Raw genomic sequence first — 25,145 nt, forward strand, 5'->3', positions numbered from 1 at the left:
TTTTCTATGAGGCACGGCCCCTGGCTACGCGGGGACTTTCTCTGAGTCTCGTCGGGTCGTTGTACTGGGAGACATAGGTGGAGATGATGTCCTGGATACGCAGATCCAGGCCGACGACGTCACCGTGGTCAGAGATGGCGGTGGCCTTCTCGTGCAGGTCGTCCCAGTCCCAGTCGTCGCCGGGGAGCTCCACACCGGCTTCTTCGAACGTGGTTTCGTTGATCAGCAGGCCGATGGCGTTACCGCCGGTGGGCAGACCGTAGACCACGTCATCGACGGTGGCGTTGGTGAGGGTGAAATCCTCATAGGGGCTCAGGTCGACGTACTCGGAGAGCTCCTCAAGTGGGTAGAGCATGCCGGCTCCGCCGTACTCCTGAGGCATAGCGCCGCCCAGGGTGAAGAGGTCGGGACCGCCGCCTGCAGCGAAGTCGGTGGAGAGACGGTTGAACAGGTCCTCCGGATCACCCGTGGGGGTGGTCTGGATGGTGATGTTCTCGTGCTCCTCCATGAAAAGGTCGAAGACCTCCTGGGTCAGTGCGGCACGCTCGTCGTTGCCCCACCATGCGACCTCGAGGGTGATCTCGCGGTTTTCATCGTAGTCTTCGGCAGCCTCGCCGCCGCCTCCGCCGCCACAGGCGGTGAGGGCCAGGGCGGCCACCAGCGCGCCGCCGAGTGCGGCACGGCGCTTAAATGATGCTGCAGTAGGCTTCATTGCTCTGCCTCATTTCGTCTCGTGGTGGTCGCTGGTGCGACCACCTCTTCAATGGTGCTGTGTCTTCCCGCCCCGTTCGAGTCTCACCACGAGTCCTCATCAGAAGGGAATCGAGAACGCAGTCTGAGAAACCGCTTTCTCATGTGTAGAAGATATTATGAGCCACGTCACACAGTGTCAATCTGGGGATGTCCTGTGTGTCATCTTGTGATGACTCCGTAACCTGCGGGATTCCGCGATTCCCAGTCTGATGAGGGAGAACAGCGATTCTGGCGGCCTAGGCCAAGAAACCGCTTACAGGATGCGTAGTATCCCTCTTGGGGGCGCCTGTTGAGGCGCGAACCTCCAGCCTCGGCTGGAAGACCATGTCGTGACCGGGCTCCTTGCCCTCGATGAGGGAACGCAGTCGGTACCACGCCTGAACCCCCAGCTCCTCATGCGGCACCGAGGCGGTCGTCAGCGCGGGAGCGATGTAGCGGGCAAAGGGAATATCATCGAACCCGGTCACCGAGATATCGTCCGGCACTCGGACTCCGCGCTCCTGCAATCGCCCTAGCAGCCCAATCGCCACCAGGTCGTTGTAAGCCATCGCGGCGGTGGCACCGGTCTCCATGAGACGGTCCGCTGCCTCGAACCCGTGCTGGCTGGCTACTCCGCCGGGAATCCGCAGGACCTCCAGGTCGGGATGGGCTGCTGTGAAGGCCTCCACCCCCTGAAGGCGGTACTGATTCGAGACGCTTTGGCTCGTGCCCTCCACGTAGGCCACACGGCGGTGCCCCAGCTCGTAGAGATGCCCCAGCAGCGCCTCGATCCCGGCCCGGTAGTCCACGGTCAACGAGGGTGCGGCCGAGCTGGCCTTGCGGTTGATGAGGACCATGGGATGCAGACTCCCCGACAGGGAAGCCAGCTGTTCCTCCGCCATACGCGGGGCGCACAGGACCAGGGCGTCGGTGCGCCGACGAATGTCCCCGGCGAGCATGGGCTCCTCCAGCGCAGACTCGGCCGAATCCCCGATGAGCACTCGGTATCCATCCTCGTTCGCTGTGGCGCTGAGGCCCGAGAGCATGGCTTGGAACGCGGGGTTGCGCAGATCCGGGGCCACAAAGGCCACCGCCTGGGTCTGACCCAGGGCGAGGCTGCGCGCAGTGTAGCTGGGGGCATAGTTGAGCTTGGCAGCCGCACTGCGCACGCGCTCGGCAACCTCGTCGGCGCCCACGAATCGGTTATTCATCACCCGCGAGACAGTGGCGGGAGAAACTCCTGCCTCTCCCGCAACCTGTGCAATCGTGGCCGATCCCTTAGACCGGCCGGTTCTCTTCCGCGGTGCCATCCTCAGGAGTCTACTTCAGCGGATGTGTTCTGCATCGCACCCGTCCCAGCGCTCGGCTCAGGCGAACCGCAGCCCGAGCCCGAGCGCGTCGTGCACGCTCAGGGAGGCGTCCTCGATGCTGACTGGGGAGGCCTCGGCCAGGAAGCCCAGCGCGTGGAATCCGGCGTCTTCCACGTCCTCCACCCAGACCTCTTCCTCCAGGGTGACGGCGAGCTGGCCGCTGAGGTCGGGCAGCAGGTGCGGAGCCAGCCGCAACCCCTCAGCGCGCACCAGCTCAGCAATGCGCCGGAAGGGCGTGATCCCTCCGACTCGCACGATGTTCGGCTGCAGAATCTGGGCGCCTCCGGAGGCGATGACCTCCCGGAACCGGAAGAGCGTGTGAAAGTTCTCACCTGCAGCGATGGGCACGCGCGGCCCCGTATGGCTGATGCGCCGGGCTAGCTCGGCGTAGCCGAGAGTGTCATCAGCGCGCAGCGGCTCCTCGATCCACTCGAGGTCATACTCTGCCAGGGTCGCGATCGCCCGCTCGGCAGCCGGAAGGTCCCAGCGCTGATTCGCGTCGATCATGAGCGCCCGCTCCGGCCCCAGGATCTCTCGGGCGAGCTTCACGCGCGCCACATCCCGGGCGAGGTCGGGCGAGCCCACCTTCATCTTGATGGCGGGCTGGCCCTGGTCTACCCAGCGCTGGATCTGCTCCCCCAGCTCCTCCAGGCTGTAGTGCAGGTTCACGCCTGAGCCGTAGGTGCGCAGCCTCTCGTGCCGGCGCCCCAGCAGACCGACGACGCCGGTTCCAGCTCTGCGCGCCTTCAAGTCCCAGAGCGCCAGGTCCACTCCACCCATGGCGATGGTGGTCAATCCGCCTCCGCCGGCCTCGTGCAGGTGGCACCACAACTCGTCCCACAGCACGTCAGGATCGGTGCTTCGTCCCACGATAAAACGGGCAATGTCATGGTCCAGGAGGGCCTTGACGGCTTCGGGGCCGATGGTCGGGGTCCATGCGAACCCGGTGCCGACCTGCCCCTCGCTGTCGGTGAGCTCCACGACGATCGCATGCATCCGCGGCGCCTCCGGCACCCACGGCCGCGCCATGTCACGGGTGAGGTGACGCGTGCGGACTTCAGCAATCGTGGTGGAGGAAGGTGACGTCGTCGTGCTGGTCACTGCCCCAGCTCCTGGGCGATCTTTAGACCGTGGTCGAGAAGATCCTCGAGCCTGGTGAGGTGGTCTTCAGCGGGGTCCACCAGTGGCGGCCGGACACTGCCCACCGGCAGTCCGCGCAAGCGGTTTCCTGCCTTGATGAGGCTGACCGCGTACCCCGGGGTGGTGTCCCGCAGCTGCACCAGCGGCAGATAGAACTCGCTGAGCAGACGTTCGGTGACGCTCGTGGCCCCCTCACGGTAAGCGCGGTAGAAGGCGATGGCGATCTCCGGCTGGGCGGCGAAGACCGCGGAGGAGTAGAGCGGAATGCCGATGGCCTGGTAGGCAGCCTGGGAGGCTTCGGCGGTCAGCAGACCGTTGAAGAAGAGAACATCCTCGCGCACGGCACGGGCCGCCAGCACGATCTGCTGAGCCAGAGCGACATCGCCGACGCCGTCCTTGAGCCCCACCACGTTGGCGTGGTCCTGCAGCAGCTGAGCCACCGTCTCAGCGCTGAATCGAGCGTTGGCGCGGTGGTAGATGATCACGGGCAGCTCGGTGGCACGGGCAACGGACTCCACATAGCGGCGCACTCCCTCCTGGGTGCCTCCCACCAGGTACGGCGGCAGCAGCAGGAAACCGTCGGCACCGGCGGCCTCAAGCTCCTTGGCCGACTCGACCGCCTGAGCAACCGGTCCCCCGATGCCGGCGATGACCGGGACCGCACCGGCGACGACGTCGACGGTCTCCTTGACCACCTGGATCGACTCCGACTGCGCCAAGGCGTGGAACTCGCCGGTGCCGCAGGCGGGGAAGATCCCACCCGGGCCCGCGCTCAGCCCCCGGCTGACGTGCTCGCGCAGCAGCTCGACATTCACGCTGCCTGCCGCAGGGCCCTCGGTGTGGAAGGGGGTGACCGGGAAGAACAACGGCCCCTCGGCAAAGTTAATGGTGGTCACGAGGTGGTCCTTTCTGTGCTGGTTCCGCGGGCGGGGAAGCCCCGCCACGTCCACGAGATGGCCCGCACGCCCGCTGTGCGGCCGCACGGGTCCGGGACCTCGCGGCTCCCCTCGGCCGACGGATGCCGACCAACGGGCCTCATTTCCTAGAGTCGGTTCAGGCCTGCAGCGCTGCCGGGTTCACGCCCAGGCGCTCCAGAGCCTCGGGCGCCAGCTGGTTGCGCCAGCTGCGGGTTGGTTCCCAACCAAGATCGCGCCGGGCCGCATCGATGCTGAAGAGGGATTCATGGCCCGTGAGACCGCCGGCCAGATCGGCGATCTCCGGCAGATACTGTGCCAACAGCTCAGCCGGAGGCGCCACCGACATCGCGTCTGCGGCTGAGACGAAGTAGCACGCACCGGAGGGGGAACCTTCAGCCCCCAGCCAGGTGTCCACAAATCCCGCGGCATCGCGAGCGTCAAGGTAGTTGAACAGCGAGACGGCGGCCAGCTCGGGCTTGGCCAGACGCTCCTCGACAGTGTGGCCCTGCTGAGTCGGAGCGCCCTCCCACTCCTCCGGCGCAATCACGTAGCAGGGGCGGAAAGAAGCCAGCCGCACGCCAGGGTTGGCCAGCGCGAAGCTGGCCACCATCTTCTCCAGGACCACCTTCGACAGGGCGTAGGCGTGGAAGGGCTGGGGAGTGATGCCCTCATCCAGCGGGAGCCGGCCGGGGTGCCATCCGGAGCGGCCATAGCCCAGCACCGTGGGGCTGGAGGCGACCAGGATGTTCGTAATGCCGGCGTTCACCGCCGCTTCCAGCACGGTGAAGCCCATGCCGGTGTTGACCTCGAAGATGGTCCGCTCCGGCGCACTGAAGGGCACGGCGATGGCTGCCAGATGCACCAGGGCGTCAGGGGACAGCGATTCAAGGATTTCAGCGGTCTGGGCGGGGTCCGTGAGATCGGCGGTGATCTCGTCACCCACCCCGGTGGTGCTGCGGTCAATGGAGGTCACGTGGTGCCCAGCGGCTCGCAGTCCCTCGACCACGCTCCGTCCCAGCCGGCCTGCTCCGCCGGTCACTGCTACGCGCATGCCACACCTTTCTCCAGTCACAATCAGATTCGTCAGCTGCGTCAGGGATACCCACCCCATGAAAGCGCTTTCTCACCAGACTAGCCTGTGACACGCGCCTCACTCAACTGAGAAGGGCGTTCCGCGCCTCCCGTCGCAGGAAAACGCTTTCTCACGTACCCTGTGACAGTGACCACACTTGAGACTTCTACGTTTGATCTGACCGCAGAACGGGCCGTCAAGAGGGAGCGCGTTCTTGAGCTGCTGGAGGGGTCCGACAGTGCTGTCTGGCTCTCCAGCCCCGCCGCCGTCTCCTGGTATCTGGGAGGAGCCCGCGTCCATACTTCCCTGGTGGGCCCGCCGATCGCCGGCGTCCTGGTGGGCCGGGAGACTGAGCAGGTGGTGACGTTCAGCAATGAGGCCGACCGCCTTGCGACCGAGGAGCTGCCCGACGACGTCGAGATCCGCACCGTGCCCTGGCACACTCCCCTGGACAGCGCCGTGGCATCCTTGCCTGCAGTCCGGCGCGAGGCTGAGCTCGACGCTGAGCTGCGAGCCGCTCGGGCCTCCGTGCTGCCCCGTGAGCTGAGCCGCTTCGAACGCCTGTGCAGGGAGTCGGCCGAGATTCTCACCGCCCAGCTCAGCGCCGTAACCCCGGAGACCACCGAGCGGGAGCTCAGCGCGCTGGTCGCGGCAGAAATCCTGCGCATCGGCGCGGATCCCGTCGTCGTCATGGTCGCCGGTGCCTCCCGCCTGGGCTACAAGCACCCCCTCGTCACCGATGCACCCGTGGGGGAACGCGCCATGGTGGTGGTGTGCGCCAGGCGGCACGGCATGATCGCCAATCTCAGCCGCTGGGTCCGTTTCGGGAAAGCTCCGGCGTCCGAGGCTGAGGGAGAACATCGTCTGCTGCAGGTCGAAGCGGCATATCTGAGCGCCACGCGCACCGGACGCGTACTGGGTGATGTGCTGGCCGACGGCGCAGCAGCCTACGCAGCCCAGGGATTCCCGGCTGACGAGTGGCAGAACCACCACCAGGGTGGCGCGGCAGGCTACGCCGGACGTGACCCCCGGGCAGTGCCGGGAATCTCCGACCTGGTGCAGGACCGCCAACTCTTCGCCTGGAACCCTTCGGCTGCAGGCCAGAAGGTGGAGGACACCGTCATCCTCGAAGGAGACCAAATCCGCCCTCTCACCGTGGATCCCGACTGGCCCACGGTGAGCGTCAACGGCATTGAGCGCCCTGTGACGCTGCAGCGCTGAGCACTAGCATGACTGTGGCCGGGTCCCCTGTGAGGGTCCCGGCCACAGTCGTCTTTGCGCTCTGACCCACAGAGCCGCGGAGGATTAGTCAGCCAACTGGTACTGGCCGTCGAGTCGACGCGTCAGCTTCCAGGGGTTCTCATCCTGCACCTGCTCGGGCAGCAGTGCCGCAGGAACGTTCTGGAAGGCCACTGGCCGCAGGAAGCGGTGGATCGCCAGGGTTCCCACGGAGGTGGAGCGGCCATCCGAGGTCGCCGGGAAAGGCCCGCCGTGAACGATCGCGTCTCCCACATCCACACCGGTGGGCCAGCCGTTAACCAAGAGGCGGCCAACCTTCAGCTCAAGATCCTGCACCAGATCACGGGCGACGACGGCGTCGGCGTCGTCTTCGGGGTTCAGGTGGAGCGTGGCGGTGAGCTGCCCCTCGATGCCCTGAGCCACAGCGGTCAGCTGCTCAGGTGCGCTGTACCGAACCACCAGGCAGACGGCGCCGAAGATCTCCTCGGAGAGCTCAGGCGTGTTCAGGAAGGTGGCGACGTCGGTGGTGTACACGGCCGGAGCGGGAGCGTTCTCGGTCGCGCCCTCAGCGCCGCGTCCAACCTGGCTGACGCCGGCGATGGAGCTGAGCTTCTTCTCACCGTTGATGCGTGCCGAGCAGATGCCCGGGGTCAGCATCGTGAAGCCGGAGGCCTCGGCCAGTGCAGTGCCGACCTGGGCCACGAAGTCATCGCCGTCGGCTCCCTCGGGCACGAAGATGAGCCCCGGTGCGGTGCAGAGCTGACCGGCCGAGCCGTTCAGTGAGGTCACAAAGCCCTCGGCGAGCGCGGTCCGCTCGCCTGCGAGGGCAGAGGAGAAGACGAAGATCGGGTTGACCGAGCTCATCTCCGCATAGACCGGGATGGGCTCGGGCCGGGCGTTCGCAGTGGCCATGATGGCGGTGCCGCCTCCGCGGGATCCGGTGAAGCCCACGGCCTTGATGCGCGGGTCCTCCACCAGGGCCTGGCCCACCTTCGTGCCCGGTCCGTAGACCAGGGAGAAGACGCCGCCAGGAAGGTTGTGCTCGGCCACGGCCTCGGAAATGGCCTGGCCCACCAGCTGACCGGTGCCAGGGTGTGCGTTATGGGCCTTGAATACCACGGGACAGCCCGCAGCCAGCGCGGAGGCGGTGTCACCGCCGGCCACGGAGAAGGCCAGGGGGAAGTTGGAGGCGCCGAAGACCGCTACCGGGCCCAGAGGGACCTGTACCTGACGCAAGTCCGGGCGCGGCAGGGGCTTGCGCTCCGGCAGAGCAGGCTCAATGCGCACACCAAAGTGGTCGCCTGTGGCGGCGACCTTGGCGAAAAGCTTCAGCTGATTCACGGTGCGCGCCAGCTCGCCCTGCAGGCGAGGCTCGGGCAGGCCGGTCTCCGTCATAGCGGTGGCAATGATCTCCTCACCGGCCGCCTGGATCTTCTCCGCAGCTGTGGTGAGGAAAGCCGCGCGGGCTTCGGGGCTTAGCCGGCGGTAGACGCTGAACGCTTCGGAGGCGGCCTGGGTAGCAGCCTGAAGCTGATCAGTGCCGAGGAGGGTGAACTCGGGACCGGTCTCGGCATCGGCAGCCGGGTCAATGGCCCGAACGGTGCCCCCGTTGCCCGGTGTCGGTGTGCCGGCGATGAGGGAGTGGTAGGTGGAGTCGGTCAGTGTGCTCATGGGAGTCTTCCCCTGTCTGTGGTCGGAGTCACTGGTCCTGCGCATGACACTAGCTGAGATAGCGCTTTCTTGCTTTCGTTTTGCCCCCTATCCCATCGCCAGCAGCCACGATGCAGCCAGCGTGACTGGCAGGGAGAGGAAGGAACTCGCGAAGATGATGTCCTTGGTCACCGTCAGAGGCATTTTGTGCTGAGCCCCGAAGAGGTAGACGTTCTGCGCAGTGGGCAGGGCTGCCATCGCGATAACGCCCAATAGCTCGGTTCCATTCAGTCCCCACACGGGGCCCGCGAGGAACCACGCGATGCAGGGCATGAGTGCAGACTTGCAGACGAGTCCGGCGATCGTATCGGGCAACCGGTTTCTTACCGTAAAGGGGCGCTCCTTCCACAACGCCATACCGAAAATCATCAGCATCAGCGGAATCGATGCCTCTCCGACCATGCGCAGCGGCTCCCAGAGGGGCGCCGGAAGAGTCCGACCTGTCAGTGACAGCAGCCCCCCGATCAGCACGCCCACCGTGGTCGGGTTAAACAGCGAGGCCAAAATACCTGCCGCACCGGAGCTGCCTTTGTCCGACGCACCTGCCCGCCGGGAGATCACACCAAAGATCGTCAAGTACAAGGGCGCCAGAACCAGCAGCTGGGCTAGCAGCACCGCCACTACCGGCGCGGTACTTCCCACCACGTAAAGGGCTACCGGAACCCCGATATTCCCTGCATTGACGTAAGAGGATGCCATTGACCCAACGGCGACCTCTCCGGCCCGACGATGCGTCAGCACGCCGAACACGGCGAAGAGGGCTCCGGTGAGCAGAGCGACGGTCAGCGCAATGGGCGCATAGATCCCCGCCACAGATCGCACGTCGGTCTGGGAGACCAGCACCACCATCAGACACGGGTTCGTCAGGTAGTACACCAGAGGAGTAAGCCCAGCACGGATGCGTTCCGACACGACTGGGGAGACGGCAGCGATCAGCGCGCCCACCGCGATGAGGACCGCGACGATGCTGAATCCCAGCAGTATCCCTTCCACGCCAGCTCAGGCCCCTTCGATATCGGTGCGACGCCTGCTCAGACGGCGGCCGGGGCGACGCTGGCCACGAGCGCATCTAGAGTCTGCTGCTCCTGCGCGGAGAGGTCACGCAGCGGGGGACGCACCGGACCGGGATTCCGGCCGACCGACCGCAGACCAGCCTTCACGATGGAGACGCCGTAGCCGTTGCCGCGGTCCCGAATGTCCAAGTAGGGAAGCACAAAGTCCTTGATCTTGGCGTGCACAGCGTCAGTGTTTAGAGCACGAACATCCCGGTAAAACTCCAGCGCAAACTCAGGAACAAAATTGAACATCGCCGAGGAGTAGGTGCTCATGCCCATCTGCAGCAGGGGCAGTGCGTAGGTTTCCGCAGTGGGGAGCCCTCCGAGGTAGAAAAGCCGGTCGCCGTTGGCTGCCGTCACACGGGCAAGGTGCTCGAAGTTCCCGATGCCGTCCTTGAAGCCGATGAGGTTCGGATAAGCCTGCGCCAGGGATGCCACCGTCTCAGCACTGTAGATGCCGTTTGCGCGGTTGTAGAGGATCACACCCAGAGACGTGGCTTCCAGCACGGCGGCCACATGTGCCCGCAGGCCCTCCTGGGTCGTCTCGGTCAGGTACGGAGGCATCAGCAGCAGACCGTCGGCTCCCGCGGCCTCCGCCATCTTCGCGAACTCCACGGCCTGGGCGGTGCTTCCGGTGGCCGAACCCAGTACCGGCACTCCGTCGCGCACAGTAGCAACAGCTGTGCGCACCACACGCTCACTCTCCTGCAGGGTGAGAGAGAAGCCTTCGCCAGTTCCTCCGGCGACGAACAGTCCGCCGATGTCGTAGCTGGACTGCCATTCAAGATGCTCACGCAGCTTGGCCTCATCGAGGGCCAACTGCTCGTCGAACGGTGTAACGGGGAAGGAGAGCAGCCCGTCTTTGAGGACCTCTGCAAGCTCCCGGGGCGCATAGCGCGTCATGGTGACCTCCACATTCTGGGAAACGAATGTGATTTACGCTACGATCGCCCGCCGATGCTTGTCCAAGCCTTGTTTCGCATATATCGATACCCTCGCGGCATGGCTCAGCCCTTCGCAGCCTGCTCTCCCAACCGCCGCACCAACGGGAGAACCGTGGAGAGCGCTGGATTCGTCGAGTCACCCCGCCAGACGGCATGCAGCTGCACCAGATCCACCGGTGACTCCCGTAACGGCAGAATGTTCACACCTGCCATCCCGAGCCGCCTGGCGGACTCCGGGACCAGGGCGAGCCCCTGGCCCGCTGCCACCAGAGCAACCATGGTCAGGACCTGGCTGGACGTATGGGAAATTTGATCGTCGCGCACATCCATCAAGCCGGTAACCAAGTCACGGAAGTACCGAGCCTGCTCCGGGGAATGCATGATGAGCGGCTCCCCCCGCAGCTCAGAGGATGAGATCGGCGCATCCCGGAGAGCCAGCGGATGGTCCCCCGGCACTGCCACCATGAGCGCTTCGGTCAGCAGGAGCGTGGATTCCACCTCATCTGCGTCAAAGGGGGGACGAGCCAACCCAATGTCGATCCGACCACTGCGCAGGTCGCCGAGCTGGCGGGCCGTCACCATTTCATCCAACTCAACGGCCACTCCTGGCAATTCTTCCCGAATGCTGGCCACCAGCGGTCCCAGAATGCTGAAGGCTGACCCGGCGGTATATCCGAGTCGAAGCAGTCCCACCTCACCGGCGGCGATGAGGCGAGCCTGCCGCGGAGCCTGCTCGGCCTTGGTCACCAAGTGCCTGCACTCGTCGAGAAACGCTCGCCCAGCTTCCGTGAGTCGGACTCCGCGAGACTCTCGCAGAAGCAGCACCACTCCCAGAGCTCTCTCCAACTTCTGGATCTGCCGGCTGAGCGGCGGCTGGGTCATATGCAGACGATCCGCCGCCCGGCCAAAGTGCAGCTCTTCGGCCACGGCCACAAAGGCTCGAGCCTGGTCTAATGTGAACACCGTCACCACCCCCTATTAATACCTGTAAGGTATCACGCTATTCATTCTGGGGCTTAGACAGGTATCGATCTGATTCTCTACCCTCGTATCACTCGCTCCTGTGGTGCCTATCACAGCATCCGCAGGAACCAGACCTATTAGGAGGCCCAGATGCTTGGGATGTCAGATCTTCGCCGGCCCCTGGCCGGTATTGCAGCCGGAGCAATGGTGCTCGGGCTCAGCGCCTGCGGAGGCGTGACCACCGGTTCCACGAGTAACGACAACGACGACTTCCCGACCGAGCCCATTCGCATGACGGTGGGCTACAACGCCGGCGGACCGGCAGACCTTATCGCCCGGGCCGTGGCAGAGGGTTCGCAGGATGCCTTCGGGGTAGCCATGCCAGTCGAGAACCAGCCCGGCGCCAACGGCGCCCTCGCCGTCAAGGAAGTCGCGGGCCGCGCCGCCGACGGCTACGAACTCACACTGCTCAACGCCTCCCTGATGACCATCAGCCCTATGGCCGTCCCAGAGAACGAGGCGGTCAGCTGGGATGAGGTCGACGTCGTCATGAGCCTTGTCCAGAACGACTACGTGCTCATCGCACATGCTGACAGCGAGATCGAGACGCTGGAGGACATGATCGACTTCGACGGGACCATCACCTACGGAACCACCGGCGTGGGCACCGGAAGCCAGCTCGCCCAGCTGGCCCTGTTCGGGGAGGCCGGCATCGAAGGAAACGAAATTCCCTACGACTCGGGTCCTCCAGCCCTGACTGCCGTCATGGGCGGCCAGGTGGAAGTCGGCACCGTTCATATTGGGGACGCCATGCCCCAGATCGAGGCCGGAACGGTGAAGCCCATCCTGATCTTCTCGGATGAGCGCAATGAGCACCTGCCCGACACACCCACTGCGCTGGAGTCCGGGTATGACATCCCCGTCACCCAGTACAGCGCGATCGCCCTTCCCGCCGGCGCCGACGACGCTGTCATCTCCGGCCTGCAGGAAGGCATCGAAGAGATTCTGGCTACCGACGAGTGGCAGAGCTTCATCGACTCCAACTACTTGGTTCGAGCCGAGATCCCTGGAGATGAAGTTAAGCAGCAGTGGCAGGAGCTGCACGAGACCTACGCTGCCTTCGCCGAAGAGCACGAGATTGATCTCGGGGGAGACTGATGACGACATCGGAGGCAGCCGCCGGGGAAGCCTCCTCGGCTGACACCGCAGACCGCGTCCTGACCATGGCGGACTACGAGCCGCCGCAGGCCGGCGCCGTGACCAATCTCGTCTGTGGCGCGGTGGTGTCCCTCCTCGGGCTGGGAGCCCTCCTCGTGGCGTGGGATCTGGGCTTCGGCTCGATGGCCGCGCCCGGGGCGGGCACCTGGCCCGCAATTCTCTCTGCGCTGCTCCTTGTCCTGGGGATCTTCATCATGCTTCGCGCGAAGACCTACGAAGACGCTGAGAAGCTCACACGCAACGCTGCGGCAGTGGCCGTGGGAGTCGTCAGCCTCGTGGTGGCGGTTCAGCTCATGCCCCTGGTCGGCTTTGAACTGCCAGCCACGGCCATGATGATCTTCTGGATGAGCGTGCTGGGCAAGGAACGATTCCGGCTCTCGGTGCCGCTCTCAGTCGTCATGGTGGTCGCGTTCTACCTCGTTTTCATCACCGGACTGAACGTCCCTATTCCGCGCCTCTTCTGAGGTGCGTGAGTTCGACACTTCTGTGAAAGGCACCGCGATTCTATGGACCTGACTCCAGTCCTCGAGGGGTTCCAGGTTGTTCTGCAGCCTCAGAACTTCCTCTTCTGCCTGCTGGGCGTGCTGGTGGGTATGGTCATCGGCGTCCTGCCCGGCCTGGGCCCCGCCGCGACCATTGCCATCCTTCTGCCGCTGACCTACGGCATGGAACCCGTCACCGCCATCATCATGCTCGCGGGGATCTTCTACGGGGCGATCTACGGCGGCACCGTGACGGCAGTGCTCCTGAAACTGCCTGGGGAAACCAGTTCGGCGATCACAGCCCTGGATGGCTATCCACTGGGTCAGAAAGGCCATGCGGGGAAAGCGCTGGGTATCGGAGCCATCGCGTCCTTTGCGGGGGGCACCGTTTCCATCATTGCGCTGACCCTCGTCGCCCCCATCATTGCTGGCTGGGCTCTGCGCTTCGGTCCCCCCGAATACGCGGCGCTGGCTCTCCTGGGCATTCTCCTGGTTGCCACCATTTCCAACGGCACGATGCTGAAGGCACTGGTGGCTGCCGCTCTCGGACTGCTGCTGGCAGTAGTCGGACGAGACGGCTTCACCGGGGAGCAGCGCTACACGGCTGGCAGCCTCGAGCTCTCCGACGGGTTGCAGTTCGTGCCGATCGCCATGGGCGTCTTCGGTTTGGCGGAGATCCTCTACAACCTCGAGAAGCGCCACCTGGCACAGCCCAAACCCATCAAGGTTGAGAAGGTTCTGCCCACCAAGGCTGACATGAAGCAGTCTGCGGGCCCCATCGCACGCGGCGGCGTCCTGGGTTTTCTTCTGGGCATCCTGCCCGGTGGTGGCGCCACGGTCTCCTCCATGGTGTCTTACGGCGTGGAGAAGCGCATCGCCAGGGACCCGAAGCGCTTCGGGAAGGGCGCCATCGAGGGTGTTGCCGGACCGGAGACGGCCAACAACGCGGCAGCCACCTCATCCTTCATCCCGCTGCTGACCCTCGGCATTCCTGCTAACGCAACAATGGCCGTCATGTTCGGAGCCCTGATGATCCAGGGCATTGCTCCGGGTCCTCAGCTGGTCAACACCAACCCGGACCTCTTCTGGGGCGTGGTGAACTCTATGTACATCGGCAACCTCGTCCTACTGATCCTCGCGATTCCGATGATCGGACTGTTTGTCCGGATCCTCTATGTCCGTACGACCATTCTGGCTCCGATCACCCTGCTGATCGTCTGCATGGGCGCCTTCACCATCTCCAACCGCTTCTTTGAGGTGATGGTGGTGATCGTCTTCGGCGTACTGGGTTACTTGATGAAGAAGTTCGGCTTCGACCCGGCGCCCTTGGTACTGGCCTTTGTCTTGGGCTCGCTGCTCGAAGACAACTTCCGTCGCAGCCTGATGATGTTCCAGGGAGATCTGACCCGGGTAGCTGACAGGCCGATCGCACTCACGCTGCTGGTCATCTTCCTGGTCGTGGTGATCATCCCGCTGGTGCTCAAGCTCACCGGCCGCGGAGGAAAGGGCTCCCTGGTGGAGACCGTCGCAGGTCAGGAGCCCTCAAGAACTCCCTGACTTCACACTGATTTCCGCTCCCACACACACCGCGCACAACACTTCCGAAGGAGACTCATGTCCAACGACTCCATCCGCTGGGTCAAGCTCTCATCCATCACGCTTCCGCTGCAGACGGCGATCTCCGACGCCAAGGTCTTCACTGGACGGCAGAAGCCGATGACCGAAGTGGCGTTCCTCTTCGCTGAGATCGCCACCGAGCAGTGCCACGAGGGTCTGGGCTTCAGCTATTCCAAGCGTGCCGGTGGGCCCGCCCAGTACGCCCACGCAGCAGAAGTTGCAGAGAATCTTCTTGGTGAGGACCCCAATGACATTGGGCGACTCATCACCAAACTGCAGTGGGCGGGCGCTTCCGTGGGACGCTCCGGCCTGGCAACGCAGGCTCTGGCTGCGATTGACGTGGCGCTCTATGACATGAAGGCTAAGCGCGCCGGTCTCCCCCTGGCCAAGCTCCTGGGCGCTCATCGCGATTCCGTCCGTACGTACAACACCTCCGGCGGATTCCTCAACGCCTCCCTCGAGGAGGTCAAGGAGCGCGCCAGCCAGTCCCTTGAGGAAGGCATTGGCGGCATCAAGATCAAAGTCGGTCTGCCGGACAACGCTGAGGACATCCGACGGGTGCGTGGAGTCCGCGAGCACATCGGCTCCGAGGCGCCTCTGATGGTGGACGCGAACCAGCAGTGGGACCGCAGCACCGCGCTGCGTATGGGACGGCGCCTTGAGGAGTTCGATCTGGTCTGGATCGAAGAGCCTCTTGATGCGTACGACGTCGAGGGACATGCCCGACTGACCAGCACCCTCGACACTCCCATCGCCACGGGAGAGATGCTCGCCTCCGTAGCCGAGCATGAGCGCCTGATCGAAGGCAAGGCCTGTGACATCATCCAGCCCGATGCTCCGCGCGTGGGCGGCATCACTCAGTTCCTGCGCCTGATGAACTTCGCCGACCAGAAGGGCCTGGATCTGGCACCGCACTTCGCCATGGAGATCCACCTTCATCTCGCGGCCTGCTATCCGCGCGAGCCGTGGGTGGAACACTTCGACTGGCTGGACCCTTTGTTCAACGAGCGGCTTGAAACCGAGGGCGGCCGAATGCTTATTCCCAACCGACCGGGCTTGGGAGTCACGCTGAGCGAGCAGGCGCGGGCCTGGACCGTGGCTTCCACAGAGTTCGGCACCCGCTGACCCCATGGCGAGAGGGCGGGCTGGCAAAGGACTTCCGAAGGGATCCGCTGCTGGCCCGCCCTTCCGTATGTGCCGGCGCCCTCAGCTCCTTGGTGCCGGAAGTCTTCAGACCTCCACGAACTGGGCGAACGCTTCCATATAGTCCTTGGCCCGCTGGGTTGTCCGCTCGTCTGCGGTGCCGTCGTCGTTGAAGGTGTCCTTGCCCACCTGGACCGCAAGCAGGGGTGCGCCCATGATCTTCACACCGAGCGGGGGCAGGAACTGACGCAGCTGTGACTGCCCATTGATGGTGCCGAATCGACCGGGTGAAGCGCCGGTGATGCCGAGCTTCAGACCCTGCAGTTCGTTGGTGCCACCGCGGGTGAGGATATCGAGGGCGTTCTTCACGCCTGCAGGGAAGGACTGGTTGTGCTCCGGGCTGACCAGCAGCAGCGCGTCCTGGGCCCCCACCTTCGCCTTGTACTCCGTCATGATCTGCGGGAAGTCCTCATCCATGTCCCGGTGATAGAGGGGCAGCTCGTGGATGTCGATGTAGTGGAGTTCTACACGCTCAGGCGCCTGGTCCACCAGCACCTTCGCCAACTTCTTGTTGATCGAGGATTCGGCCGCGCTTCCAACGATGTATCCGATCTTGACCACGTGTATCGCTTCCCTTCTTCCGTTGAGCATCTGACCTCACCCTAATGGGCACAGAGTTTCCGGGCTGTTTCTCGCCTGCTGCTGCTGGGAGGCGATATCACCAGATCGCCGCGCGAGATTCAGCCGCGCGGGCGCATGCGGCTGCTGGGAAGCTCCGGTGCCGGCAGGGGCGCGGCCTGACCTGGAGGGAAGTCTCCAAACTGCGGGAAGGGCCTGCCGTCGTCGTAGGCGGTTCCGGCGAGCGCATCGCGCAGCTCACCATGCACGGGGTCTCCGAGGGCGCCCGCCTCCACGGTGACCTCCTCCTCGCTGCCGTCGGGGTGCGCGGCGGTCTCCGTGTCCTTGCCCACCGACGACGACGGCGCCTCGCCCCCGTGCAGCCCCAGTCGCTGCGCCAGCGGTGAGTCCTCGCCGGGAGCTTCAAAGCCCATCTCGGCTTGGTAGGCCGCACGGTAGGCCGCGATCTCCTCGTGGGAGCGGCCGATGAAGTTCCACCACATCACGATCTGCTCTCCCAGGGGTTCACTCCCGATCAGCAGCGCCAGTACCGGCTCCTCCCCGGCGGTGACACGCAGGCTGGTGGCCCCCGTCTCGACCACGGCCAGGTGATCAGGGGGAACCTCGCACCCGTTGAACTTCACAGCGCCACTGACGTGCAGCAGTGCATGTTCATGGCCCGCGGGCACGTCGATGTCCAGGACTGTGCCGGGCTCTAAGCGCAGCTCCGCGCCGGTGAGCGGAATGTAGGTCTTCACGGGAGAGCGGTACCCCAGGAGGTTTCCGACAAAGACTTTGGCCTGCCAACCGTCTCCGGAGACTGGATCCGGGCGGTGGGTGTCCAGCGTGGGCTCCACAAAACGGTGCTCATCCGGGAACGCGTACCACAGCTGAGCCCCGTGGAGGACCTTGGTGTCGGCGCTGGAGTATTCGGAGTGGCTGATACCCCGCCCGGCGTTCATCATGGCCACATCACCCGGCCGCACGGTGGCCCAGTTGCCGGCGGAGTCCATATGATCGATGCGCCCGGAGAACAGCCAGGAACAGGTGGCCAGTCCGGTGTGGGGATGACGGGGCACGCGCATCGGGGTGGCCTCGGTGAGGTCATCGGGACCGTAGAAGTCCAGGAAGCACCAGGCTCCCACCAGGGAGCGGGCTCGTTGAGGCAACGTGCGGCGCACATTCATCGCCCGGGGTCCGCCCAGGGGCACGTCGCGAGGCTCCAGCAGTTCCACGCCAGACTCGGTCCGGGTGACGCCGTCGCGCAGCCCGCTGCCCGCAGAGCCAGGACTCTCCTCATCGGTCCGGCCGCTGGAGTCATACGTGTAGGGACCATTGATGCAGATCTGCTCCTGCAGCTGTTCCTCCACCGGGGCATCACTCATGTCTTCATTCTTTCAATCGTGAAGGAAATAGGAAACGGCGGTGCAGGAGAGACTCTCATCCATACACCGCCGTCCGCGCTGCAGCTCAAACATTCCTGCAGCGTCACTCAGACGCCATAGTCGATGACAACGCGTCCGTCGATCTTGCCGTGGTGCATCTCATCGAAGACGGCGTTGATATCCCCCAGAGGCCGCTTCGAGTACGTCGGATGGATCAGCCCTCGAGCGTAGAAGTCCAGCGCCTCCTCCATGTCCTGCCGGGTCCCGACAATGGACCCTCGAATGGTCAGGCCTTTGAGCACAATGTCGAAGATCGGGGCCGGGAACTCTCCGGGAGGAAGCCCGTTGAAGACAATGGTGCCTCCACGCCGGGTCATGGCGATGGCCTGACCGAAGGCGCTGGGGTGAACAGCTGTCACCAAGACGCCGTGGGCCCCGCCGACCTTCTGCTGGATCTCATGGGCCGGATCCACGCCCATAGCGTTGAGCGTGATCTCCGCTCCGTGCTTCTCGGCGAGTGCCAGCTTGTCATCCGCAATGTCCACGGCAATAACACGCATCCCCATCGCGACGGCGTACTGGACGGCGATATGACCCAGTCCACCGATCCCGGAGATCACGACCCACTGGCCCGGTCGCACGTCGGTGACTTTCAGGCCCTTGTACACCGTCACACCCGCACACAGAACCGGGGCAATCTCATGCGGGTCCGAACCTTCAGGGATCACGGCAGCAAACCGAGCGTCAACAAGCATGTACTGCCCGAAGGATCCGTCCGTGGAGTACCCGCCGTTGATCTGAGCCTCACACAGAGTCTCCCATCCAGTGCGGCAGTATTCACAGGACCCGCATGCGCTCCAGAGCCACGCATTCCCGACAAGCTGTCCCTCTTTGAGCTCCGTGACGCCTTCTCCCAGCTTCTCCACGACTCCGACCCCCTCGTGGCCGGGGATGAACGGGGGCGTAGGCTTCACCGGCCAGTCACCTTCGGCAGCATGGAGGTCGGTGTGGCACACTCCCGAGGCGATGAGCCGGACACGAACTTGGCCGGGGCCCGGTTCGGGAAGGGGATAGTCGGTGATGTTCAGCTCTTTACCGAAGTCCTCGACGACGGCGGCGGTCATGGTGCTCATAATCTCTCCCTGATCAGTGCGGCCCGGGCCGCAACCGGTAGATGCACCAGCGACGCTAGTCACGCCCGGGTTGCATCACCGTTGCATGCGGGCCACGAGAGCGGCTCGCTGAGGAGAATCCGCCGGGAGGACTCGCAGCGCGGTGTAGATGACTTCCTCGTCATCGGCAGCCTCGGGCAGCTGGAGGTACCGCCACAGCTCCTGCGGAGTGCCATCGGATAACACCGCTTCCCGAAGTTCAACGGAGAGCTGACGCCGCAGGTCCACCACTCCGGGGGCCTCAGAGGCCGGAAGCAGCGGCCCTCCGTAGATATCCAGGGCCAGCTGCCGCTGTCCGGCGACCAGGGCCTGGTGCACCAGGACCGCGTCCAGCTCCACGGGTCGATCAAGGCGATAGGGCTTGGAAACCAGATCCGCTCCCCCCGCCGCGGGAGTGGCCCTGAGCATTCGACGCAGGCGCACGACTTCGGCACGCAATGTCACCTCGTGACCGGGCTCGCCGAACAAAAGCTCGGCAAGTTCCCCGCAGCTAAGCCCCGTGCCCAGCTGCAGCCCCCCGTGCCACGCCAGCAGGGTCAGAATCTCCGCGTGCCGCAGGCCGAGGCGCACCCGGTCTGAGGCCGTTCCCATCAGCGGCATGGTGGTGCCCAAAGTGATGAGCTGAGTCAGTCCTGAATCCGCGGGCAACACTTTCAGCTCTGCCTCAGCGGCCGAGATCGCGGCGTAGATCAGGGGCAGTGAGTGTGTGGCCACGGCCTTCTCGTCCCCGGTCAGATCAACCACCCCGAGGACAGCCCCGGTATGAGGGTTGCGGATCGGCGCAGCAGAGCAAGAGAACTGATGCGCCGAGAGGGCGAAGTGCTCCTCCTGATGAACCTGCGCCCCTCGCCCAGTGGCCAGGGCGACGCCGGGAGCAGACGTCCCGATAGCCTGCTCGGACCACCGCGCACCGGGCTGGAAGGCGGAGGACTCGGCGCGGCGCAATGCCCCCCGGTCGCCGTCAACCCAGAGGAGCCGGCCTTCAGCGTCTCCGATGGCCACGATGAGACCCGCTTCCGCCGCCGGACGGATGAGCAGCTGATCAAAGACGGGCAGCACCAAACGCAGCGGATGCGCCTGCCGAATCTCAACGAGGTCATCCTCTGGAACCTCCACCGGGGCCTGCGCGGCACCGGGATCACTGAGAAACGCCGCCGATCGACGCCACGATTCACGCAGCTCCGGCCTGAGATTCCCCCAGGTGCTGGGCTCGTCGGGGACGGCCTTCATGGTCACTCCTTCACCTTTGAAGAGTGTGCGTCACATCACATAATAGGTCGCCGGAGCGCCTCCTGGCTATGCAACGTGACTGCAACCCCGCCGCACCTAGCGTGAGACCATACCGTGATGCAGATCACACACATCAGAATCATCGGAGGTTGTCATGACCATCTATTCACAGCCAGGCACCGAAGGCAGCATTGTGACCTTCAAGGAGCGCTACGAGAACTTCATCGGTGGCGCATGGGTCGCACCGGTGAAGGGGCAGTACTTTGAGAACCCCTCGCCCGTCACCGGCAAGCCCTTTACCGAGATCCCCAGATCCACCGCTGAGGACATTGAGCTGGCCCTGGACGCTGCCCACAAGGCCGCTCCGGCCTGGGGAAAGACCTCGGTGGCAGACCGCGCCGTGGTGTTGAACCGCATCGCCGACCGCATCGAGGAGAACCTCGAGATGCTGGCCGTGGCCGAGACCTGGGAGAACGGCAAGCCGGTCCGGGAGACGCTGGCCGCCGACCTCCCTCTGGCGGTGGACCACTACCGGTACTTCGCCGGGGCCATCCGGGCGCAGGAGGGCGGAATCAGCGAGATCGACCACGACACCGTGGCCTACCACTTCCACGAGCCGCTGGGGGTCGTCGGACAGATCATCCCCTGGAACTTCCCCCTCCTGATGGCGACGTGGAAGCTGGCTCCCGCCCTCGCCGCTGGCAATGCCGTGGTGCTCAAACCCGCTGAACAGACGCCCACCACCATCCTGCTGCTGATGGAACTCATCGCCGACCTGCTGCCCGAGGGCGTGGTGAACGTGGTCAACGGCTTCGGCGCGGAGGCAGGGGCACCACTGGCCTCCAGCCCCAGGATCCGCAAGATCGCCTTCACCGGTGAGACCACCACCGGCCGGCTCATAATGCAGAACGCCTCGCAGAACCTCATCCCCGTGACCCTGGAACTTGGCGGCAAGAGCCCCAACATCTTCTTCGAAGACGTGGCACGCGCCGACGACGCCTTCTACGACAAAGCCCTCGAAGGCTTCACGATGTTCGCCCTCAACCAGGGTGAAGTCTGCACCTGCCCCTCCCGGGCCCTGATCCAGAGCAGCATCCTCGATGATTTCCTCGAGGCCGCCGTGGAACGCACCCGGGCCGTGGTCCAGGGCAATCCGCTGGACACCGAGACCCAAGTGGGAGCGCAGGCCAGCAATGATCAGCTGGAGAAGATCCTCAGCTACCTGGACATCGGACAGCAGGAGGGCGCTGAAGTCCTCATCGGAGGCGCCCGGGCCGACCTCGGCGGCGATCTTTCAGAGGGCTACTACGTCCAACCGACCATTTTCCGGGGCAGCAACAGCATGCGAGTCTTCCAGGAGGAGATCTTCGGCCCGGTGGTCTCCGTGACAGGGTTCTCCGACTACGACGAGGCCATCTCGATCGCCAACGACACCCTCTACGGTCTGGGAGCCGGAGTGTGGTCGCGTGAGGCGAACCTCGCCTACCGTGCCGGACGAGACATCCAGGCCGGGCGCGTGTGGACCAACTGCTACCACCAGTACCCCGCACATGCCGCCTTCGGAGGCTACAAGCAGTCCGGCATCGGCAGGGAGAACCATCTCATGATGCTCTCCCACTACCAGCAGACCAAGAACCTCTTGGTCAGCTATTCGGCCAACAAGCTCGGCTTCTTCTAGAACGAGCCGGGCACCGACCGTCCATCGGACGATGAAGGAGTCAGCCATGGGCGCCGAACGAGTCGCCATCACCGAACAGGCCGCTGCCCTGCTGAGGCAGCTGCGCGAGGAGCACAACAAGCCCCTCATGTTTCACCAGTCGGGCGGATGCTGCGACGGTTCGGCGCCCATGTGCTACACCCAAGGCACCTTTCTCACGGGCTCCGCCGACGTGCTCCTCGGAGAGCTCGAACCCGGGACCCCGGAGCCGGTGCCGGTGTGGATCTCCCGCAGCCAGTACGAGTACTGGTCCCACACCCACATCACCATCGATGTTACGGAGGGACGCGGAGCCGGCTTCAGCATTGAAGGACCCACCGGTCACCGGTTCATCATCCGTTCCCGTCTCTTCACCGAGGATGAGCTCCAGCGTCTGAAACCGGTGACCTCCGGCTAGACCCTCGCGGCGGCCTGGGCAGCGCTCCTTCACTGTTGCGCATCAGGCGCCAGTCCTGTGGAATCAAGACTGTTGCGACGTCGTCGCCCCACCACCTGCCGGAGGAAGAACAGCCATGTCCGATCACCTCCCGCTCTTTGAGGACGCAGGCATTCACCGTGTGCTCTGTGTCGTCGCCCATCCTGACGATATGGAATACGGAGGCTCGGCCGCCGCGGCCCGGTGGACTGCCCGCGGCATCGAGGTCTCCTACCTTTTACTGACCGCCGGCGAAGCCGGTATGCGCTCCCGAGATCCCGAAGAGGTCGCCACGCTGCGCGCCGCAGAGCAGCGAAACGCCTGCGAGGCGGTGGGCGTCACGGATCTGAGCATCCTCGACTTCCCCGACGGCCTGCTGGAGCCCAGCCTCCAGGTGCGCAGGGCGATCGCCCGCCGCATTCGCCAGACCCGGCCCGACGTCGTCCTCACCCAGACCTGGGAGCTCGAGGTCGGATGGGGACTCAACCATGCTGATCACAGGGCCACGGGCATCGCCACCGTAGACGCCATGCGCGACGCCGACAACCCTTGGGTCCACCGGGACCTCGCGGAGCAGGAAGGGCTCGAGCCCTGGGGAGCGCCGTGGCTGCTGGTCCACGGCGCACAGCCGACGCATCTCATCGACGTCACCGGAGATCCCCTCCAGCGCGGCATCGCGTCTTTGGCGGCGCATCGCGAGTACATCGCCGAGTTGGGAGGGGACTTCGATCCCCGCAGCATGCTCGAGGGCATGAGCGCCGAGTTCGCCCAGCGCGCCGCCGAGCCGGGCGTCGAGAACGCCATAGGGGTCGCGGTGCACCGCATGGTGTGACGCTCCTAGGCTTCAGAAGCACCACAGAGGCCCAGCAAGCAGCGGCTGTGCGCCGCGCCTGCTGGGCCTCTGCGTCAGAGACGGGATCAGTCGTCGGTGACGGTGACCTTCACGTCGATGTTGCCGCGAGTGGCCTTGGAGTAGGGGCAGAAGGCGTGGGCCTTGTCGGCCAGCTCCTGAGCCTGCTCCTTGTCCAGGTGGGGAAGAACCACCTCAATCTCCACGGCCAGGCCGAACCCGCCGTCGTCGTCCTTGCCGATGGAGGCCTTCACGCCCACGGCGGAGTCCGTGACATCAACACCGGAGTCACCGGCGATCTTGCGCAGCGCGCCGTGGAAGCAGGAGGCGTAGCCGGCGGCGAAGAGCTGCTCGGGGTTGGCGCCCTCGCCGGATCCGCCCATAGCTTTGGGGGCGGCCAGGTCGAACTCAACGGTCCCGTCGGCAGTCTTGACGTGGCCATTACGGCCATCGCCGGTGGCCAGGGCCTCTGCAGTGTAAGCAACCTCAATTGCCATGGGGGCTCCTCTCGGTAGGGGGCGTGCCGACGAGCGGCGGGCGCCGTCGTCGTACGTGGTTGATCCTCTCTTACAACACCACACTCTGTGAAGCAGTTCCAGAGACGCCCGCTGGGAATTCCCTGCATGTCCGCACATCGACCGGGGCTCCGGGCCGCGGCCCTGAACCGTGGACCTGTAGAAAACCTGTACTGAACAGGTGCGCGAGCCTGGCAGAATGGGACATCATGAGTAATGAGACGGCCCGCTGGCTCTCGCCAGGGGACTCCTCGCAGATCGCTTCCGCTCTCTCGGTTCGATTCGTCCAGGTTTTTGGTCACGAACCCGAGGGAGTCTTTTTTGCCCCGGGGCGCGCCAATCTGAACGGGGAGCACATCGACTTTCACGGCGGCCGCTGCCTGCCGATGGCCCTGCCGCACGGCACCTACGTTGCTGCGGCACCCCGGCAGGACGGGATCCTGCGCCTGCGCACTCTGGATGAGGAGCTGGACACCGGCATCGTGGAGATCCCCGCCTCCGCGGCGGTCTCGGCGCACCCCCACGACGACGCCCCCTCCGGACCCGCTGAGACCTCCGAGCTGCCCGACTGGACGCGCTACGTCTCCGGTGTCCTGTGGACCCTCGGCCAGTTAGACGAGGAGCACGCCGAGCTGCGCCTGTCCCCGGAGTTCGGTGCCGATCTTCTGATTCGTTCGACCCTGCCCATTGGGGCCGGCCTCTCCTCGTCCGCTTCGTTAGAGTGCGCCGCCGCGCTCGCGTTTGTGGCCCTGGGCACGGAGCGGGGCGCGGAGAATCCTCAGGGCGAGCTGGACGGTGCGCTCTCCGACGCCGAGCGTGCGGTGATTGCTGCCGCCTGTGTGCGCGCCGAGACCGAAGTCGTGGGTGCCGGGACCGGCGGACTGGACCAGACCACCAGCATGCGCGCCTCCGAAGGCAAGCTGCTCTCGCTGGACTGCCGGGACTTCAGCCTGCGTCGGGTCGATATCTCCTTCCTGCTGCGCTCCTACCGGTTCATCGCCGTCGACACCGGCCAGCCCCACCGCTTGGTCGGCGGAGAGTTCTCCGCCCGCCGGGCCGAATCCGAGGCTGCCGCCGCCCTGTTGGGTGTAGAGCGCCTGCGGGACACCGTGCCCGACGCCTGCCGCCGCGTGGACGTCGATGAGGTGCTGGAGGAGTTTGACCGACTGGCCGAGGGCCAGGAGGAGATCAATGGTTACAGCACCGCAGCATGCCGGCGTCGCCTGCGGCACGCCGTCACCGAGATGATGCGCTCGGAGAAGATCCACAAGCTGCTCACCGGGGAGGCCCACGGCGTGGACCACACCGCGGAGACCATCGGCGATGTGATGTCTGCCGGACACACCAGCATGCGCGAGAATGCCCAGGTCAGCTTTGAGATGGCTGACCAGGTGGTCGATACCGCCCTGCGTGAGGGCGCACTGGGCGCCCGGCTCATCGGCGGAGGCTTCGGCGGCTCAGTCCTGACCCTGGTGCCCAAGGATCGTGCCGCCGGCATGACCAAGGCACTGGCGGCGCTCTCCCCGAAGGTCCGGTTCCTGGAGGTGCTGCCCAGCGCACCCGCTCGCGTGGTGTAGTCGCTGCTGGGCATTCGCGGGGTGGCCCAGTAACGGTGGTAGCGGTGGTGCAGTGACGTCGTCG

Annotated in this window: 23 protein-coding genes; 9 read left to right on the top strand and 14 right to left on the bottom strand. The window is 65.1% G+C overall.

All coding sequences use genetic code 11. The features are described from left to right. Window positions 1-4: 4 nt before the first annotated feature. From RH857_RS06295 to RH857_RS06315, 5 genes are all read right to left on the bottom strand, one after another. Window positions 5-712: an ABC transporter substrate-binding protein gene (locus RH857_RS06295; protein ID WP_310537124.1), complete on the bottom strand. Its 708-nt coding sequence runs from the start codon at window positions 710-712 to the stop codon at window positions 5-7. Between the two features lie 277 nt (window positions 713-989). Continuing rightward, window positions 990-2,042, bottom strand: a complete 1,053-nt coding sequence (locus tag RH857_RS06300; RefSeq protein WP_310537125.1) for a LacI family DNA-binding transcriptional regulator — start codon at window positions 2,040-2,042, stop codon at window positions 990-992. Window positions 2,043-2,099: 57 nt separating this feature from the next. Beyond that, window positions 2,100-3,131 carry a mandelate racemase/muconate lactonizing enzyme family protein gene (locus RH857_RS06305; protein ID WP_310537185.1) on the bottom strand — a complete coding sequence of 344 codons (1,032 nt, stop codon included), beginning with the start codon at window positions 3,129-3,131 and terminating at the stop codon, window positions 2,100-2,102. A 68-nt stretch (window positions 3,132-3,199) separates the two neighbouring features. Then, window positions 3,200-4,129 carry a 5-dehydro-4-deoxyglucarate dehydratase gene (locus tag RH857_RS06310; RefSeq protein ID WP_310537186.1) on the bottom strand — a complete coding sequence of 310 codons (930 nt, stop codon included), beginning with the start codon at window positions 4,127-4,129 and terminating at the stop codon, window positions 3,200-3,202. A gap of 166 nt (window positions 4,130-4,295) precedes the next feature. Continuing rightward, the gene (locus RH857_RS06315; protein WP_310537126.1) at window positions 4,296-5,210 is read right to left on the bottom strand and encodes an NAD-dependent epimerase/dehydratase family protein; all 915 of its coding nucleotides are present in this window, start codon (window positions 5,208-5,210) and stop codon (window positions 4,296-4,298) included. A gap of 168 nt (window positions 5,211-5,378) precedes the next feature. On the opposite strand from RH857_RS06315, the gene RH857_RS06320 reads away from it, so the two are divergent. Continuing rightward, entirely contained in the window at window positions 5,379-6,452 is a 1,074-nt protein-coding gene (locus tag RH857_RS06320) for a M24 family metallopeptidase (protein WP_310537127.1), read from the top strand. An 84-nt stretch (window positions 6,453-6,536) separates the two neighbouring features. Here RH857_RS06320 and RH857_RS06325 read toward each other — a convergent pair whose 3' ends face one another. The 4 genes from RH857_RS06325 to RH857_RS06340 form a co-directional block, all read right to left on the bottom strand. Next, the gene (locus tag RH857_RS06325; RefSeq protein WP_310537128.1) at window positions 6,537-8,141 is read right to left on the bottom strand and encodes an aldehyde dehydrogenase (NADP(+)); all 1,605 of its coding nucleotides are present in this window, start codon (window positions 8,139-8,141) and stop codon (window positions 6,537-6,539) included. 87 nt (window positions 8,142-8,228) lie between these two features. Then, window positions 8,229-9,173 carry an AEC family transporter gene (locus RH857_RS06330; RefSeq protein WP_310537129.1) on the bottom strand — a complete coding sequence of 315 codons (945 nt, stop codon included), beginning with the start codon at window positions 9,171-9,173 and terminating at the stop codon, window positions 8,229-8,231. A 38-nt stretch (window positions 9,174-9,211) separates the two neighbouring features. After that, a complete protein-coding gene (kdgD, locus tag RH857_RS06335; protein ID WP_310537130.1) occupies window positions 9,212-10,138 on the bottom strand; it encodes a 5-dehydro-4-deoxyglucarate dehydratase in 927 nt (308 codons plus the stop codon). A 104-nt stretch (window positions 10,139-10,242) separates the two neighbouring features. After that, entirely contained in the window at window positions 10,243-11,142 is a 900-nt protein-coding gene (locus tag RH857_RS06340; protein ID WP_310537131.1) for a LysR family transcriptional regulator, read from the bottom strand. Window positions 11,143-11,292: 150 nt separating this feature from the next. On the opposite strand from RH857_RS06340, the gene RH857_RS06345 reads away from it, so the two are divergent. From RH857_RS06345 to RH857_RS06360, 4 genes are read left to right on the top strand one after another with little or no spacing between them, the layout of a single operon-like run. Further along, complete coding sequence (locus RH857_RS06345) at window positions 11,293-12,300, top strand: tripartite tricarboxylate transporter substrate binding protein (RefSeq protein WP_310537132.1); 1,008 nt, start codon at window positions 11,293-11,295, stop codon at window positions 12,298-12,300. Next, window positions 12,300-12,824, top strand: coding sequence for a tripartite tricarboxylate transporter TctB family protein (locus RH857_RS06350; RefSeq protein ID WP_310537133.1), 525 nt, complete (start codon window positions 12,300-12,302; stop codon window positions 12,822-12,824). Before RH857_RS06345 ends, RH857_RS06350 begins: the two co-directional genes overlap by 1 nt. A gap of 42 nt (window positions 12,825-12,866) precedes the next feature. After that, window positions 12,867-14,399: a tripartite tricarboxylate transporter permease gene (locus RH857_RS06355; RefSeq protein ID WP_310537134.1), complete on the top strand. Its 1,533-nt coding sequence runs from the start codon at window positions 12,867-12,869 to the stop codon at window positions 14,397-14,399. A gap of 57 nt (window positions 14,400-14,456) precedes the next feature. Beyond that, complete coding sequence (locus tag RH857_RS06360) at window positions 14,457-15,584, top strand: L-talarate/galactarate dehydratase (protein WP_310537135.1); 1,128 nt, start codon at window positions 14,457-14,459, stop codon at window positions 15,582-15,584. A gap of 105 nt (window positions 15,585-15,689) precedes the next feature. Here the strand turns inward: RH857_RS06360 and RH857_RS06365 are convergent, their stop codons facing one another. The 4 genes from RH857_RS06365 to RH857_RS06380 all read right to left on the bottom strand — a co-directional run bounded on the left by RH857_RS06365 (window position 15,690) and on the right by RH857_RS06380 (window position 20,007). Further along, window positions 15,690-16,223, bottom strand: coding sequence for an NADPH-dependent FMN reductase (locus tag RH857_RS06365; protein WP_310537136.1), 534 nt, complete (start codon window positions 16,221-16,223; stop codon window positions 15,690-15,692). A 119-nt stretch (window positions 16,224-16,342) separates the two neighbouring features. Beyond that, a complete protein-coding gene (locus RH857_RS06370) occupies window positions 16,343-17,605 on the bottom strand; it encodes a pirin family protein (protein ID WP_310537137.1) in 1,263 nt (420 codons plus the stop codon). A 107-nt stretch (window positions 17,606-17,712) separates the two neighbouring features. Further along, complete coding sequence (gene adhP / locus RH857_RS06375) at window positions 17,713-18,738, bottom strand: alcohol dehydrogenase AdhP (protein ID WP_310537138.1); 1,026 nt, start codon at window positions 18,736-18,738, stop codon at window positions 17,713-17,715. 75 nt (window positions 18,739-18,813) lie between these two features. Then, window positions 18,814-20,007, bottom strand: a complete 1,194-nt coding sequence (locus RH857_RS06380; protein WP_310537139.1) for a sigma-54-dependent transcriptional regulator family protein — start codon at window positions 20,005-20,007, stop codon at window positions 18,814-18,816. Window positions 20,008-20,161: 154 nt separating this feature from the next. Here RH857_RS06380 and adh point away from each other — a divergent pair, with 154 nt between their 5' ends. From adh to RH857_RS06395, 3 genes are all read left to right on the top strand, one after another. Then, window positions 20,162-21,685, top strand: a complete 1,524-nt coding sequence (gene adh, locus RH857_RS06385; protein ID WP_310537140.1) for an aldehyde dehydrogenase — start codon at window positions 20,162-20,164, stop codon at window positions 21,683-21,685. Window positions 21,686-21,731: 46 nt separating this feature from the next. Then, complete coding sequence (locus RH857_RS06390) at window positions 21,732-22,121, top strand: DUF779 domain-containing protein (protein ID WP_310537141.1); 390 nt, start codon at window positions 21,732-21,734, stop codon at window positions 22,119-22,121. 115 nt (window positions 22,122-22,236) lie between these two features. Beyond that, window positions 22,237-22,971, top strand: a complete 735-nt coding sequence (locus RH857_RS06395) for a PIG-L deacetylase family protein (protein WP_310537142.1) — start codon at window positions 22,237-22,239, stop codon at window positions 22,969-22,971. A gap of 86 nt (window positions 22,972-23,057) precedes the next feature. On the opposite strand, the gene RH857_RS06400 is transcribed toward RH857_RS06395, so the two are convergent. Further along, on the bottom strand, window positions 23,058-23,480 hold the full coding sequence (locus RH857_RS06400) for an organic hydroperoxide resistance protein (RefSeq protein WP_310537187.1): 423 nt from the start codon (window positions 23,478-23,480) through the stop codon (window positions 23,058-23,060). 233 nt (window positions 23,481-23,713) lie between these two features. Between RH857_RS06400 and RH857_RS06405 the strand changes: the two genes are divergently transcribed. Then, the gene (locus tag RH857_RS06405; protein ID WP_310537143.1) at window positions 23,714-25,081 is read left to right on the top strand and encodes a galactokinase; all 1,368 of its coding nucleotides are present in this window, start codon (window positions 23,714-23,716) and stop codon (window positions 25,079-25,081) included. The last annotated feature ends 64 nt before the right edge of the window (window positions 25,082-25,145 follow it).

Origin of the sequence: Nesterenkonia flava, from assembly GCF_031432335.1 — a bacterium.
GTDB lineage: Bacteria > Actinomycetota > Actinomycetes > Actinomycetales > Micrococcaceae > Nesterenkonia > Nesterenkonia flava.

What these genes read in the sequence shown, in the direction of transcription:
- RH857_RS06295 (WP_310537124.1), bottom strand. Translation starts at nt 712, where the DNA reads ATGAAGCCTACTGCAGCATCATTTAAGCGCCGTGCCGCACTCGGCGGC.
- RH857_RS06300 (WP_310537125.1), bottom strand. Translation starts at nt 2,042, where the DNA reads ATGGCACCGCGGAAGAGAACCGGCCGGTCTAAGGGATCGGCCACGATT.
- RH857_RS06305 (WP_310537185.1), bottom strand. Translation starts at nt 3,131, where the DNA reads ATGGCGCGGCCGTGGGTGCCGGAGGCGCCGCGGATGCATGCGATCGTC.
- RH857_RS06315 (WP_310537126.1), bottom strand. Translation starts at nt 5,210, where the DNA reads ATGCGCGTAGCAGTGACCGGCGGAGCAGGCCGGCTGGGACGGAGCGTG.
- RH857_RS06325 (WP_310537128.1), bottom strand. Translation starts at nt 8,141, where the DNA reads ATGAGCACACTGACCGACTCCACCTACCACTCCCTCATCGCCGGCACA.
- kdgD (WP_310537130.1), bottom strand. Translation starts at nt 10,138, where the DNA reads ATGACGCGCTATGCGCCCCGGGAGCTTGCAGAGGTCCTCAAAGACGGG.
- RH857_RS06345 (WP_310537132.1), top strand. Translation starts at nt 11,293, where the DNA reads ATGCTTGGGATGTCAGATCTTCGCCGGCCCCTGGCCGGTATTGCAGCC.
- RH857_RS06350 (WP_310537133.1), top strand. Translation starts at nt 12,300, where the DNA reads ATGACGACATCGGAGGCAGCCGCCGGGGAAGCCTCCTCGGCTGACACC.
- RH857_RS06355 (WP_310537134.1), top strand. Translation starts at nt 12,867, where the DNA reads ATGGACCTGACTCCAGTCCTCGAGGGGTTCCAGGTTGTTCTGCAGCCT.
- RH857_RS06360 (WP_310537135.1), top strand. Translation starts at nt 14,457, where the DNA reads ATGTCCAACGACTCCATCCGCTGGGTCAAGCTCTCATCCATCACGCTT.
- RH857_RS06370 (WP_310537137.1), bottom strand. Translation starts at nt 17,605, where the DNA reads ATGAGTGATGCCCCGGTGGAGGAACAGCTGCAGGAGCAGATCTGCATC.
- adhP (WP_310537138.1), bottom strand. Translation starts at nt 18,738, where the DNA reads ATGAGCACCATGACCGCCGCCGTCGTCGAGGACTTCGGTAAAGAGCTG.
- RH857_RS06380 (WP_310537139.1), bottom strand. Translation starts at nt 20,007, where the DNA reads ATGAAGGCCGTCCCCGACGAGCCCAGCACCTGGGGGAATCTCAGGCCG.
- adh (WP_310537140.1), top strand. Translation starts at nt 20,162, where the DNA reads ATGACCATCTATTCACAGCCAGGCACCGAAGGCAGCATTGTGACCTTC.
- RH857_RS06390 (WP_310537141.1), top strand. Translation starts at nt 21,732, where the DNA reads ATGGGCGCCGAACGAGTCGCCATCACCGAACAGGCCGCTGCCCTGCTG.
- RH857_RS06395 (WP_310537142.1), top strand. Translation starts at nt 22,237, where the DNA reads ATGTCCGATCACCTCCCGCTCTTTGAGGACGCAGGCATTCACCGTGTG.
- RH857_RS06405 (WP_310537143.1), top strand. Translation starts at nt 23,714, where the DNA reads ATGAGTAATGAGACGGCCCGCTGGCTCTCGCCAGGGGACTCCTCGCAG.